At 69.6% G+C, this 13,555-nt stretch carries 13 protein-coding genes; 7 read left to right on the plus strand and 6 right to left on the minus strand.

Annotated features, from left to right (window positions below):
• The first annotated feature begins 65 nt into the window (after positions 1-65).
• The gene (locus Q4V64_RS46635) at positions 66-917 is read left to right on the plus strand and encodes an IclR family transcriptional regulator C-terminal domain-containing protein (protein WP_124437655.1); all 852 of its coding nucleotides are present in this window, start codon (positions 66-68) and stop codon (positions 915-917) included.
• Here Q4V64_RS46635 and Q4V64_RS46640 read toward each other — a convergent pair.
• The 5 genes from Q4V64_RS46640 to Q4V64_RS46660 form a co-directional block, all read right to left on the minus strand.
• Positions 832-1,767: a PDR/VanB family oxidoreductase gene (locus Q4V64_RS46640; RefSeq protein WP_124437654.1), complete on the minus strand. Its 936-nt coding sequence runs from the start codon at positions 1,765-1,767 to the stop codon at positions 832-834. The two genes, Q4V64_RS46635 and Q4V64_RS46640, sit on opposite strands and share 86 nt — an antisense overlap.
• Positions 1,764-1,958 carry a hypothetical protein gene (locus Q4V64_RS46645; protein ID WP_124437653.1) on the minus strand — a complete coding sequence of 65 codons (195 nt, stop codon included), beginning with the start codon at positions 1,956-1,958 and terminating at the stop codon, positions 1,764-1,766. Before Q4V64_RS46645 ends, Q4V64_RS46640 begins: the two co-directional genes overlap by 4 nt.
• Positions 1,955-3,025, minus strand: a complete 1,071-nt coding sequence (locus tag Q4V64_RS46650) for an aromatic ring-hydroxylating dioxygenase subunit alpha (protein ID WP_172629015.1) — start codon at positions 3,023-3,025, stop codon at positions 1,955-1,957. Before Q4V64_RS46650 ends, Q4V64_RS46645 begins: the two co-directional genes overlap by 4 nt.
• Positions 3,026-3,219: 194 nt before the next feature.
• Entirely contained in the window at positions 3,220-3,627 is a 408-nt protein-coding gene (locus Q4V64_RS46655; protein WP_124437652.1) for an LLM class flavin-dependent oxidoreductase, read from the minus strand.
• On the minus strand, positions 3,624-4,910 hold the full coding sequence (locus tag Q4V64_RS46660; protein ID WP_124437651.1) for an MFS transporter: 1,287 nt from the start codon (positions 4,908-4,910) through the stop codon (positions 3,624-3,626). The genes Q4V64_RS46655 and Q4V64_RS46660 overlap by 4 nt, the downstream gene beginning before the upstream one ends.
• Positions 4,911-5,187: 277 nt before the next feature.
• Here Q4V64_RS46660 and Q4V64_RS46665 point away from each other — a divergent pair, with 277 nt between their 5' ends.
• A complete protein-coding gene (locus Q4V64_RS46665) occupies positions 5,188-5,766 on the plus strand; it encodes a TetR/AcrR family transcriptional regulator (RefSeq protein WP_124437650.1) in 579 nt (192 codons plus the stop codon).
• Positions 5,767-5,986: 220 nt separating this feature from the next.
• Here the strand turns inward: Q4V64_RS46665 and Q4V64_RS46670 are convergent, their stop codons facing one another.
• Positions 5,987-7,435 (minus strand): DUF1996 domain-containing protein, encoded by a 1,449-nt coding sequence (locus tag Q4V64_RS46670; protein ID WP_124437649.1) that lies wholly within the window; start codon positions 7,433-7,435, stop codon positions 5,987-5,989.
• A gap of 500 nt (positions 7,436-7,935) precedes the next feature.
• Here Q4V64_RS46670 and Q4V64_RS46675 point away from each other — a divergent pair, with 500 nt between their 5' ends.
• From Q4V64_RS46675 to Q4V64_RS46695, 5 genes are read left to right on the plus strand one after another with little or no spacing between them, the layout of a single operon-like run.
• Positions 7,936-9,237, plus strand: a complete 1,302-nt coding sequence (locus Q4V64_RS46675; RefSeq protein ID WP_124437648.1) for an extracellular solute-binding protein — start codon at positions 7,936-7,938, stop codon at positions 9,235-9,237.
• A 7-nt stretch (positions 9,238-9,244) separates the two neighbouring features.
• Positions 9,245-10,159, plus strand: a complete 915-nt coding sequence (locus tag Q4V64_RS46680; protein WP_124437647.1) for a sugar ABC transporter permease — start codon at positions 9,245-9,247, stop codon at positions 10,157-10,159.
• Positions 10,156-11,037 (plus strand): carbohydrate ABC transporter permease, encoded by an 882-nt coding sequence (locus Q4V64_RS46685; RefSeq protein WP_124437646.1) that lies wholly within the window; start codon positions 10,156-10,158, stop codon positions 11,035-11,037. Before Q4V64_RS46680 ends, Q4V64_RS46685 begins: the two co-directional genes overlap by 4 nt.
• Positions 11,038-11,042: 5 nt before the next feature.
• Positions 11,043-12,410 (plus strand): carboxylesterase family protein, encoded by a 1,368-nt coding sequence (locus Q4V64_RS46690; RefSeq protein ID WP_124437725.1) that lies wholly within the window; start codon positions 11,043-11,045, stop codon positions 12,408-12,410.
• Positions 12,404-13,549: an ROK family protein gene (locus Q4V64_RS46695; RefSeq protein WP_124437645.1), complete on the plus strand. Its 1,146-nt coding sequence runs from the start codon at positions 12,404-12,406 to the stop codon at positions 13,547-13,549. The genes Q4V64_RS46690 and Q4V64_RS46695 overlap by 7 nt, the downstream gene beginning before the upstream one ends.
• Positions 13,550-13,555 lie beyond the last annotated feature (6 nt).

The following is a 13,555-nucleotide window of genomic DNA, read 5'->3' on the forward strand; positions in this document are numbered from 1 at the left end:
CATCACAGGACATGCGCTCATAGCGTGCGCCCTGCGTACGTTCGTACGTCCTGCTGGAGGCGCCGATGCCCGCTGAGGTTCGCGCACCGTACTTCGTCCGGTCCTTCGAGCGCGGCCTCGCCGTCATCCGCGCCTTCGACGCCGACCACCCGGCGCTGACGCTGAGCGAGGTCGCCCGCGCCTGCGACCTGACCCGGGCGGCCGCTCGCCGCTTCCTGCTCACCCTCGCCGACCTCGGCTACGTGCAGACCGACGGCCGGCTCTTCCGCCTCACCCCGCGCGTGCTGGAGCTCGGCTACTCCTACCTGTCCAGTGTCACGCTGCCGGAGATCGCCGCACCGCATCTGGAGCAACTCGTCGCGCAGGTACGGGAGTCGTCGTCGCTGTGCGTCCTGGACGGCGACGCCGTCGTGTACGCCGCCCGCGTCCCGACCAGCCGCATCATGACCGCGTCCATCACGGTCGGCACCCGCTTCCCGGCGCACGTCACGTCCGTGGGCCGGGTCATCCTCGCCCACCTGCCGGACGACGAGATCGAGGCCCGGCTCGCCCGCGCCGAGCTGACACCGCTGACCGCGCGCACCCTCGTCTCGGCGGACGCCCTGCGCGCGGAACTGCACCGCGTACGACGGCAGGGCTACGCCCTCGTCGACCAGGAACTGGAGGAGGGGCTCAGGTCGGTCGCCGCCCCGGTGCGGGACCGGGACGGTGAGGTGGTGGCCGGCGTGAACATCGCCGTGCACGCCAGCCGCAACTCCGTCGAGTCCGTCCGCCGCGACCTGCTGCCCCACCTGCTGGCGACCGTCGCGCGGATCGACGCCGACCTCAGGATCACAGATCCAGCACGAGCCGTTTCCCGCGGCACCGGGACACACAGATCATCATCGTCTCGCAGCTCGCCCGCTCCTCGTCCGTGAGCACCGAGTCCCGGTGGTCCGGCTCGCCTTCGAGGACGTCGGTCTCGCAGGTGCCGCAGGTGCCCTCGGTGCAGGAGAAGAGCACCTCGACACCGGCGGCGCGCACGGTGTCGAGGACGGACACGCCCTCGGGCACGGTCAGCGTGTGCCCGGCGCGCTCCAGCACGACCTCGAACGCGCTGTCCGGGCCGGTCTCCTGCTCCTTCGGCTGGAACCGTTCGACGCGCAGCCGCCCGCCCGGACACCGCTCCTCGACCGCGTCCAGCAACGGCCCCGGACCGCAGCAGTAGACGAGGGTGCCCTCGGGCAGGTCGTCGAGCACGGAACCGAGGTCCAGCAGCCCGGTCTCGTCCTGCGGGGCGACGGCGACCTTGTCCCCGTACGCGCCCAACTCCTCGGTGAAGGCCATGGACTCACGCGTCCGGCCCCCGTACACCAGCGTCCACTCGGCGCCCGCCGCCTCGGCCGCCGCCAGCATCGGCAGGATCGGGGTGATGCCGATGCCGCCCGCGATGAAGCGGTAGCGCGGGGCGGACTCGAGCGCGAAGTTGTTGCGCGGTCCGCGCACCCGGACCTTGGCGCCCTGCCCCAACTCCCCGTGGACGTACGCGGATCCACCGCGCCCCTCGGGTTCGCGCAGGACGCCGATCCGCCAGGCGTGCCGGTCCGCCGGGTCCCCGCACAGCGAATACTGCCGCTCCAGGTCCGGGCCGAGCAGCACGTCGATGTGCGCGCCCGGCTCCCAGGCGGGGAGTTCCTCGCCCAGCGGGTGGCGCAGGGTGAGGGCGAGCACGCCGTCGGCCGCGGACTCCCTGCGGTCGACGACGAGTTCGGCTTCGTACACGGTCATGAGCTGTTTCCTCGCGGCTCGCCTTGCTGCTCGTGTCGCGGCTCGTGCCCCTGCGGGTGGGCGAGCATCCACTCCCACATCTCGATCGGATCCTGCGCGGTGTGCTCGCGGCCGCAGTGACAGGTGCCGTGCAGGATGTCGGTGCCCGGCAGCCAGTCGATGCGGTAGATCTCGCCGGTCGGGCTCGTCACTGGACCGTCTCCATGGGCTTCGCGCCCTCCTCGACCAGGCGGGCGAGGATACGGCGGGCGGCCAGGCCGCCGGTGTCGATGTTGATGCTCAGCTCCTGGTAGCCGGTGCGCTCGGTGCCGAGCGTCTTCTGCAGCAGGTTGAGCGCGTCGACGTCCTGCATCACGACCGTGTGGTTGTTGCCCCGCAGGAACTCGGTGACCTCGGCGTCGTCCGTCGCCCAGTCCCGCGAGACCATCCAGAAGTCGTACACCTTGCCGTCGGCGGACGGGGTGATGGCGTACGTGATCTCGGTGTGGAAGCCGTTCGGGTCGCTGCCGTCCGGCTCGGGCACCACACCGACGGGCGCGATGCGGCTGTGCAGCAGGTAGAGGCAGGGAGCGTGGTACTCGATGTCCTGCCAGCGCGTGATCCGGCCCTGGATGCCGGTCGACTTGGCGTAGAACGGCGGGCACGCGGCGTCGTCCATGTGCCGGCTCACCCGTACGATGCCCGCGCCCTCGTCGACCTCCGTGGTGATGGGCGTCTCGGCGACCTCGGGGGTGCCGATGTAGCCGCCGTGCAGATACGTCTCGTGGGAGAGGTCGAGGAGGTTGTCGACCAGCAGACCGTAGTCGGCGTCGATCGGCTCCATGCCGCGGACGGTCGTCCAGCCGGGGGAGTCGAGGTGCTTCGCGCGCGGAATGGTCTGCGGGTCGGCGAGGGCCGGGTCGCCGATCCACACCCAGATCAGCGAGTCCTGCTCGACGACGGGGTACGAGGCGACGCGCGCGGTACGCGGTACGCGTTTCTGTCCGGGCACGTACACACAGGTGCCCGTCGTGTCGTACGTGAACCCGTGGTATCCGCACACGATCCGGTCGCCGTCGAGGCGGGTCGGGGCCTCGGACAGCGGAAAGCGACGGTGCACGCACCGGTCGTGCAGGACGACGGGCGTCCCGTCCTCCTCGGTGCGGTAGAAGACGAGCGGCTCACCGAGAATCGTCCGGCCGAGCAGCTCACGCCCGACCTCGTGGCTGTAGGCGGCGACGTACCACTGGTTCCTGGCGAAGGCGGTCATGTGGGGCATGGGGGTTCCCGTCCCTGTCGGCGGGGCGTCTTCGCCCCGCGTGCCGTGGTTGGAATCAGGGTCCTGACGGCTGTGGTTGCCGCGCAAGGCGACTTCTGTCAGGCGGAAGTGTCTCTACGAAAGAGCAGGTCAGGGCCTTGCCATGCGCCTTGTGTATCACTGGATGCGGCTGCGGAGCGACTCCGCTCGGCGGATCAGTCCAGAGGTGGCCGTTGATGCGTTTGGTGAGCACGTCCGATCGTGGCGCTGCCATGATTGTCGGGAAAACTGGGGTTTACGTGGGTTGACGCGCCAATTTCTTGCTGGCTCTTGAGCGGTACACGGCACTCTTGGTGTACCTGGCTCGTGGCCACTTCCATCGCGGCGAAGGCGACGTTGCGGGCCGCGGCGGGCAGCAGCCCCACTCCGACGCGGATGCGGCGGGTGTGGGCCAGCACCGTGGCGGCCTGGACGAGCCCTCCGCGGTAACCGAGGTCTTCGACGACCCACAGTTCGCCGAAGCCGTAGTCGTCCGCTTCCTGCGCGAAGGCGACGAGGTCGCCCTGCGGGATGTCGCGGGGGAGGAGGACGCCGATCGTGCCGGACGCTTCCTGCGGGCTCATGAGCGGTCTCCTTGGTGTTGTCCTGCGGGATCGGTGCTGGGCGGCGTGCGCGGGGCCCCGTCCCCCGCGGCGGCGGCGCGGTCACGCGCGGCGGCGGCGCGGTCACGGGTGTCGGCGGCGGGAGCGATGAGGATGGCGGAGGCGACGAACACCAGAACCACCACCATGGCCGAGCGCAGCCCGTAGTGGTCGCCCAGGAACCCGAGGGCCGGTGGCCCCACGAGGAAGGCGATGTAGCCGATGATGGCGACCAATGAGACGCGGGCGGTCTGGTCGGGGCCTGAGTCGCCCGCCGCCGACAGGGCCACCGGGAAACCGAGGGAGGCCCCAAGCCCCCAGAAGAGTACGGCTGTTGCGGCTACGGCGGCGTTGTCGGAGAAGATGACCAGGAGGAGTCCGACGGCACCGGAGACGGCGCTCGCGCGCACGACAGCGGCCCGCCCGAAACGACTGAGGAAGAACCCGCCGCTGAAGCGTCCCAGCGTCATCGCCGCCGCGAACCCCACGAAGACGAGCGAGCCCAGCGTGGCGTCAAGGCCGTGGCCGTCGACCATGAGCAGCGGCAGCCAGTCGTTCGCGGCGCCCTCGGCCAGCGCCATGGCCAGCACGATGGCGCCGATCAGCAGCAGCTTCCGGTCCTTCCACACCTGAGGCTTGGACCGTCGCGCCGGACCGGGACCCGGACCCGGTGTCGACGGTACGGCGCTGATGCCGATACCCGCGGGAACGGCACGCAGGGCGTGGACCAGAATCCCCGTGGCGGCCAGGGCGACCACGGCCATATGCCAGGGGACGGGGATCGCGGCGGCGGTGGCCGCCATTCCGGCCGACCCTCCGATGACCGTGCCCAGACTGAAGCAGCCGTGCAGCGAGGGGAGCACCGCGGTCCCGGTGATGCGCTCCACATCGGCGCCGTCCACATTGACCGCCACCTCACCCCCGCCCATGCCCGCGCCGAACAGGCACAGTCCCGCGGTGACCAGGGGTGCCGACCGCACGGCGCTGCCCACACCGATGACGACCGTGCCCGCGATGATCAGGAGAGTGCCGAGCGCGATGACCGGCCGGGTGCCGAACCGGGACACGAAACGGCCGGAACACAGGATGCCGATCATGGAACCCACGGACAGACCGAACAGGACCAGACCCATCTGCCCGGTGGACAAGCCCAGTTGATCGCGGACATCCGGGGTGCGCGTGACCCAGGACGACATGGCGATGCCTGGCAGAAAGAACAAGAGGAACAAAGCCTGACGGCGTCGGCCTACGGCGCGGTCTATCAAAGGGAAGCTCCACTGTGTTCTGGAAGAACGGTTCGGAAGGCCGAGGCGCGGCAGCCACGGGGCGGCGCCCGCTCCCTGCCGCTACCTGTGTACCGGCCGTGCGGGGCGCGCGGCACTCGGCCACTTGAGATTCAAGAGGTCAGCCTCTATCTGTGTCATTAAAGCATCAGCTATTTTCTGAATGGCAACATTGAAGAATCAATTAAGGGGGTACCCGTAGCGTTCACGTATCCTCTCTACGAGGGACAGGTAGCGAACGACTGAACAGGAGACAGACATGGGCCGAGCACTGCGGGCAGATGCCGAGCGCAGTGTGCGCGCGATTCTGGAGGCGGCCGAGCGGGTCCTCGCCCAGGATGCCGGCGCCTCCATGGAACAGATCGCCGAGGCGGCGGGGCTGACGAGGATCACCGTTCACCGTCGGTTCGCGAACCGGCAGGCACTGTTGGAGGCGCTCGCCGTCTCCGCGAAGCAGCAGCTCATCGACGCCATCGAGGAAGCCCGGCCCGATGCCGCTCCCGCTCTGGTGGCGCTGTACCGGGTGACGGCGAACGTCCTGCGGGTCAAGAACACCTGGCGCTTCACCCTCAGCCACTCCACGCCCCACACCGCCGCTGCAGCCGCCCTCTGGGAGGAGATCGACACCCGCACCGTCGAACTCCTGAACCGGGCGCAGCGTGAGGGACTGCTCGCCCCGGACGCGGACCTGGACTGGACGCGGCAGGTGTACTACGCACTCCTCAGCGAAGCCCTTGACAGGCCCGGCGCGGACAAGGACCCCATGGCACAGGACCCGGACGCGCTGGCCACGCTCGTCATCGACACACTCCTGCACGGCGCGGGGCCACGCGGCTGAGCCGTGGCGCACGGCTTGAAGCACTGCTCCGCCGTCGGTGCCGGCCAGGGGTGATGCCTAGCTGGGCGGTCATGTCGTCTGCCGAGGTGTGCGTGGTAGCACCGTCGGTCACGGATCAGGCCCGGATGACGTCGACGCGTCGGTGATCCGATGCCCGTGCTCCGGCGTGGGCATGGCGGTGGGCGTCGTCAGCGCGACGCCCACCGCTCGGTACCCGGACTCAGCTGCACTTACGTCCGGTGTTGATGCACTGGACCGCCTTGTTCATCAGCTTCGCGTCGAAGACGTTGATGAAGTCACCGTGGTCGGTGACCGGCTTGTGCTGCTGTTCGGGGAAGCTGTCCAATGAGAAGAACGGACGGGTCTTGCCGTTGTCCTTCACGCTGGGCGCGTCCACGTCGTACACCAGACGCTGCACCAACTGGGGAATGGCCTTGAAGCCGGTCGGGCAGTTGCCGCCTGCGTCAGCGAAGGCCACGTGCGTACGGTGGTTGGCGCTGTCGATGTTCCTGCTGTCCCAGCAGCTTTGGAACTTGAACGTGCGCACCACGTCGCTGCCTGACGGGCAGAGGGGGTACTTGTCCTTCAACTGCACCTTGTTCTCGAAGCCGGTGCAGCTCCAGGAGGCATTGGCGTTGGCCGTGCCGTTGACGAACGCCTTGGCGTCACCGGTGATGATGCGCAGGAACTTGGGCATCGCCACCACCTTGCCGCGGGGGCTGCCCACGAAGTCCAAGGTTGCCTTCTTGGCCGTCAGAATCCGGCCCGTGTTGCCCTCGGCGCCGCCGCCCTGCTTGCCGGCGTCGAACTCCTTGGTGCCGTCCTGCAGGCGCAGCACCGGCCAGTAGTAGGAGGACTTGTCGCCCTTGTTCTGGCAGCTGGTCCCGGCCTTGGCGAAGTCCTGGTCGCTCGAGAAGGCGTCGTTGTCCTGGTTGCCGACGTAGTCATGCACATGGTGTGCGCCGTTGGTGACACCGGGCGCGACGATGACGTTGTCGCTGTTGTACAGCTTGTTGGCGTTCACCCCGCACTTGCTGACGAAGACGCCCTTCGAAGCCTTCGCCGACCTGGCGGGCGTGCGCACATTGGACTTCACCTTGGTGATGTCCACGAAGTCGGCGGCGACGGGGCCGTTGCCGGTCCCTCCGGCATTGGTGTCGTTGCCACCCTGGTTGTTGTTGCCGCCCTGACCGGCGTTGCCGGTGGCGCGCAGCGTGCAGGCCGCCAAAGCGTCAAGGCCCTGCGGCTTGGCTGCCACACGGCCGATGGCGATGGCGATCCGGTCGATCGTCGCCTTCCGCTTGTCCTTCAGCGGGCCCACGATCGCGTTCTGGGCGAAGTTGGGGTCCTGCTGAATCGCCTTCTGGGAGGTGGAAAGGCGCTGGTATGCCTCGGATATCTGCTTGTCGAGAAGTGCCAGTTCCTTGTCGACCTGGGCCTTCGCCTGGGCGGGCACCGATGTCAACCGCTGGCCGACGTCGGGGCAGTCAATGGTGGAGGTTCCGGCCGCGAGCGCCTGGTTCTGGGCAGAGCCCTTCGACGAGCTGGTCTCGTCGGCCGAGGCATAGATGTTGACGGCCACCAGCCCACCGGCCCCTATGGCCAGTGCGGCCGCCGCGCCTACCGCCCGGCGGGCAGTGCTCGATCTTCTTCGCGTGTTGCGTCTCATCGGGCCTCTCAAGGACATCTCCGGAGCCGGCAGGACTTCCGGCATGGGTGAAGCGCGTCCTCAGATACGAATGTGCGCGCCGAATGCTCAGCGAATTCTCAGGTTCGTAGGTTCCTCCAATCCGTAAACAGGGCATGAGCACCCAATCCGGGCCACGGCTTCGGTGGGGCCGGGCCGATGAAGCGGAGATGTGGTGACCTCCGGATCTCCAGCCCGGGCCGGAGCGGACCAGAGCGGGTACGAGGTCGGACAAAACCTCACCATTCGTTTTCGCTACAAGTTCCGAAATTATTCGTGATGGCTCGGCCACGTGGCCGAAATGTGCCCCTCATAGCTTCGCCATCGGGTCCCTCGGACCGAAAAAGCTACTTCCCCCAGAAATCCCCCAGGTCCCGGCCTGCACGGTCCCCCACTCGGATTCCCCCATCCAGGTCCCCCACTCAGATCCCGTACTGAGATCCCCCACTGTCCTCAGCGCCTCCATGAGACAGGAGCCCAAGATGCCCAATCTCTCCCGACGCGGTGCCCTGAAACTGACCGCCGGACTGGCCGTCCTCGGCACCCTCGGCCTGACGGGCTGTGGGCGCGAGGACGACACCGCCGTCGCGAAAGCGTCCGCCGATCCCATCGACGACTCGCCGGCCACCGGCACCGTCAACGTCTGGGCCGCCCAGGGCGACGCCGACGTGCTCGAGCAGGTCATCAAGCCCTTCAAGACGGCCAACCCCGACGTCACCGTGAAGTTGACGCTGATCCCGAACGCCGATTACTACACCAAGTTGCAGTCGGCGATCGCGGCGGGCAAGGGGCCCGATGTCGCCCAGTTCTTCCCCGAGTCGCAGGCGCAGTTCCTCGACGCCTCGATCCTCCAGCCCGTCCCTGACGGCCTCGTCGCACCGGACAGCTTCTTCAAGAGCCTCTGGGCCGCGGGCGTCGCCGACGACGTGGCCTACACGGTGCCCTGGTACGCCTACACGTACGCGCTCGTCTACCGCTCCGACCTGGCCAAGAAGGCGGGCGTCGAGGCGCCGGCCACGTGGGACGAGGTGGTGCCCTTCTTCAAGGCCCTCCAGGGCGTCGGTGCGCGGCGCGGCCTGGGTGCCGACAACGGGTGGGACATCTTCAACGGCCAGGACGTCGCGATGTACGCCTGGCAGGCCGGCGGCTCGCTGCTCACGGCCGACGGGAAGTGGACGCTCGACACCCCGGCAATGGTCGACGCGCTGAAGTACAACGCGTCGTTCTTCACCTCGGGCGCCGCCGACACCGCCACGCCCACGTTCCTCGACGCACAGCCGTACTTCGTCAGCGGGAAGACCGCCACGATGATCACCGGCCCGTGGGTCGTCGGCCAGCTCGACACCGCAGCGAAGAAGGACGGCTGGACCGCGTCCCACGTCGCCACCGCACCCCTGCCGGCCGGATCGTCGGGCAGCGTTTCCTTCTCCGCCGGCGGCAGCTGGGGCGTGCTCGCGGGCGGCGGCAACGCGGACGCCTCGTGGAAGCTCGTCCGGTACGTATCGCAGCCGAGCACTCAGGTCGCGCAGTACAAGGCGTACAGCTCCCTGCCCGCTGTCATCTCCGCCTGGGACGACCCCGCCATCAAGGACCAGCCGCTCCTCGCCGCCTTCCTCACGCAGCTGAAGAACACCCGGACGTTCCCACAGGTCAGTACCTGGCAGCAGGTCGCGACCCGGATGGGCAAGGAGATGGAGGCCGTGGCCAAGGGCACGGCGACCGCCGAGAAGGCCGCCGCGAACATCCAGTCGTACGCCGAGAGCCTCGGCACGGGCGCGAAGTGAGCTGCCCATGACCAGCACGCCTGTTGTGGGCACCCGGCGGCCCACCCGGCGGCGCGCCCATCGTACGGCCGTCGCCTGGCTGTTCCTCACACCGTTCGCCCTGGTGTTCCTGCTCTACACGGCGGTCCCCACCGTCGCCGCGCTCGGCTTCAGCCTCACCGACCTGCGGGGCACGGACCTCAGGCATCCGCTCGCCGTCGACTTCACCGGCCTGGACAACTTCGTCCGGCTGCTGCAGGACGAGAGCTTCCTGCGCGACATCCTGAACACCGCCCTGTTCGTGGCCGTCGGCGTGCCGCTGACCATGGTGATCGGCTTCGCCCTGGCCGTCGTGCTGAACTCCGGCATCCGCCGCCTGCGCGGCACCTTCCGCATGCTGTTCTTCGCACCGGTCGTCACCAACGTGGTGGCGGTCGCCCTGATCTGGCAGTACGCCTTCAACGCGAACGGCACCGTCAACAAGGTGCTCGGCGTCGTCGGCCTGGCCGGACCGAACTGGCTGGACGACCCGAACCTCGCCATGCCCGTGGTCATCCTCCTCGGCGTCTGGCGCAACTTCGGCATCGCGATGGTGCTGTTCCTCGCCGGGCTGCAGGCGATCCCGGACGACGTGTACGAGGCCGCGTCCCTCGACGGGGCGGGACGGTGGCGGCAGCTGAGGCACATCACCCTGCCGCTGCTGCTGCCGACCACGCTGATGGTGTCGGTGCTGCTGACCGTCTTCTACCTCCAGGTGTTCGACGAGCCGTACCTGCTCACGAACGGCGGCCCGCTGGGCTCCACCGAGTCCGTGGCGCTGTACACCTACCACCAGTTCGGGGCCGGCGAGTTCGGGATGTCCTCGGCCGCGTCCTTCGTGATGCTCGTGCTGGTGGCCCTGGTGAGTCTTGTCCAGTTCCGACTGCTGAGGTCCCGCGTATGACCGCCGTCGCCGCCTTGAAAAGCGCCGAAACCGTCACCGACCGGGTCGCCCCGCGCCGCCGGTCCGTCACCGGGCCGCTGCTGTACGGCGCTCTGGTGCTGTGCGCGCTGCTCACCATGCTGCCCTTCCTCTGGGTGATCAGCGGCTCGCTGCGCAGCCTCGACGAGATCCGCTCCGACCCCGGCGCCTGGATCCCGCAACACGTCACCTTCGACAACTTCCTGCGGCTGTTCAGAACCGAGGGTTTCGGCCAGTTCATGGTCAACAGCGTCGTCGTCGCGGTCATGGTGGTGGCCGGCAACATCGTCGCCGCGTCGGCCGCCGGTTACGCGCTCGCCAAACTCGACTTCGCGGGCAAGCGGCTCGCGTTCGGCGCGGTCATGGCGGCGATGATGGTGCCGTTCACCGCGGTGTTCGTCACGCAGTTCGTGATCACCGTCGACCTCGGCCTGGCGGACACCCTCACCGGTATCGCCCTGCCCGGCGTGGCGATGCCGCTGTCCGTCTTCATCATGCGGCAGTACGCGATGTCGATCCCCGACGAACTCCTCGAAGCGGCCCGGATCGACGGCGCGGGCGAGTTCCGGATCTTCTTCCGGATCTTCCTCCCGCTGGCCGGCCCCGCCGTCGCGACGATCACGATCATGTCGTTCCTCGCCTCGTGGAACAACTTCATCTGGCCGCTCATCGTCGCCCAGAGCATGTCCAGTTACACACTGCCGGTGGGCCTCGCCGCCACCAGCCAGGCGGCCGCCCACGTCACGGACTACGGCCTGATGCTCGCCGGCGCGATCGTCGTGATGCTGCCCGTGCTGCTGCTCTTCCTGTTCCTCCAGCGCTACTTCGTGCAGGGCATCTCCGGAACGGGAATGCGGTGAGCGTGATGGACTGCCTCGACGCGGCGGACGAGCCGGTCATCGTGCACGCTCCCGCCGGCACGATCGTCGGCCGTCGCAGCCGTCAGGTACGGCGCTTCCTGGGCATCCCCTTCGCCGAACCGCCCACGGGGGCACGCCGGTTCGCCGCTCCCGTCCGACGCGGCAGGTTCACCGAGCCGTACGACGCGTCCCGGCACGGCCCCACCTCCCAGCGCGTGCCGCTGTTCGCCACGACCACCGTGCCGGAGCCGTCGGTGCCCGGCGAGGACGTGCTGAACCTCGGCGTCGTCGCCCCGGCCGCGGACGACGACCGCGAGCCCGCGCCGGTCATTGTGTGGATCCATGGTGGAGGCTTCCTGGCAGGCAGCCCGGCGAGCCCTTGGTACGACGGCCGCGCCTTCGCCCGCGACGGCGTCATATGCGTCACCGTCGGCTACCGGCTCGGCGTCGACGGATTCGCCGTACTGGACGACGTACTCACCAACCTCGGCCTGCGGGACCTGCTGCTCGCTCTCGACTGGGTGCGGGAGAACATCGCCGCCTTCGGCGGGGACCCGGACCGGGTCACCGTCGCCGGGCAGTCGGCCGGGGGAGCGGCGGTGCTCGCGCTGCTCTCGTCACCCGCCGGCGACGGCCGCTTCCAGCGGGCGGTCAGCCTGTCCGGCGGATTCTTCGAAGCGGGCGCGGTACGCGACTTCCTCGGGCGACTCGGGGACCGGCTCGGCGTTCCGGCGACGCGTGCCGGATTCGGCGGACGGACCGTGGAGGACGTCCAGCGGGCCGTCCTCGACCTGCGCGATGAAAGAGGCGACGTCGGGCCCGTGCTGCGCCCGTTCGTCGGCGACGACATCCTGCCGGTGCCGGTCGCCGAAGGACTCGCCCTGCACGGGCCCGACGTACCCCTGCTGCTGGGCGCGACGGAGGACGAGTTCGACAGCGGTCCTACGGAAGCCGGCGCCCGCGCGGCAGGCACCCGCCTCACCGACACCCTCTTCCGCGCCGCCTGCCCGCGCGCCGCGGCCGCCCGTCGCGGCGCCAGCGCCGGTACCTGGCTGTACTCCTTCGCATGGCCCTCGCCCGTGCTGGGCGGCGCCGCGCACTGCGTCGACATCCCGTACTTCTTCGACGTACTCGACGCACCGGGAGTCGCCGAGGCCCTCGGCCCCCATCCGCCCCAGGAACTGGCCACCGCGATGCACGCCGACCTGGTCGCGTTCCTCCATGGCGAGGAACCGGCCTGGGCGCGGGCCACCGGGACGCTCGGCGATCCGGCGCGCGAGTACGGCCGTACCGGTGCGGCGCTCGCGGCCGACACCACGGGCGTGTTCGACCCCGTCGTACGACCGGTGTCCGAGGAGGCGGGGGCGTGCTGATGCCGGGGATGAACCAGAGCGCCGTCCGACGCGTCAACACCTCGGTCATCCTGCGCGCGCTGGCGGTGTCGGCCGGGCCGACGACGCTCACCGCGCTCGCCGAACAGGCCCGCCTCTCCCGCCGCACCATCGAGCTCATCCTGGACTCGCTCGTCGAGGCCGGCTGGGTGGCGGAGCTGGACCGGCTGCCGATCAGCGGCTCCGCGGGGCGCCCCGCTCGACGCTACGAACTGCGCGCCGAACATGCCCTGTTGGCGGCCGTGTACATCACCACCTCGGACGTGTCCGCGGTCGTCGCCGACGTACGCGGCCGCATCCTCGGCCGGGCGCACGGACCGTTGCGCGCCTACCAGGACCCGCGGGTCACGCTCGACGACGCCGCGGCGCTGGTCCTTCGGGCGCTCGACGACGCGGGCGGGTCGGCGGACCGGCTGCGCGCCGGTGCGGTCGCGGGTGGCGGCGCGATCGACGACGACGGCGTCGTACGGCGTCTGGTGCACACGACACGCTGGGAGGGCGTGCACCTGCCCGACGAGCTCAACCGGCGCATCCCGATGCCCTGGTTCGCGGACAACGACACCAACCTCGGGGCGCTCGCGGAGCGTTGGCGGGGCGTGGCCGACGACCACGACAACGTCGTATGGGCGATCCTCGGCAACCGCACCGGTCTCGGCATCCTCATACGGGGCGCCGTGCACCGCGGACTCGACGGCGGCGCGGGCGAGATCGTCGAGGCCCGGTCGATACCGACCGGCTCGGTCGAGAACCACCCGGTGGCCTGGCTGACCTCACCGGAACCGGCCCAGCGGGCGGTCGCCCTCGCCCGCTGCGAGGCCGCCCGGGCGGGCGAGGCGGCAGCGCTGGCGGAGGTCGACGAGTTCGTGGAGAACATCGCGTCGATCCTCACCCTCCTGTCGTGGACGGTCGCCCCCTCCCTCATCGTGCTCGGCGGCGGCCTGGAGGACGCGGCCGACGTGCTGCTGCCCCGGGTGCGGGAGGCGATGCGCGACGCCCGCACCCCCGAGGTGGAGCTCCGCGCCACCGGCCTGGGCCGCGACGCGGCCCTCATCGGCGCCGTGAAACTGGCCCTCGACCGCATGGACACCGAGCTGTTCGGCCCGCTCGTCCCGCGCGCATGACCGCAC

Origin of the sequence: Streptomyces sp. NL15-2K, assembly GCF_030551255.1 — a bacterium.
Taxonomy (GTDB): Bacteria; Actinomycetota; Actinomycetes; order Streptomycetales; family Streptomycetaceae; genus Streptomyces.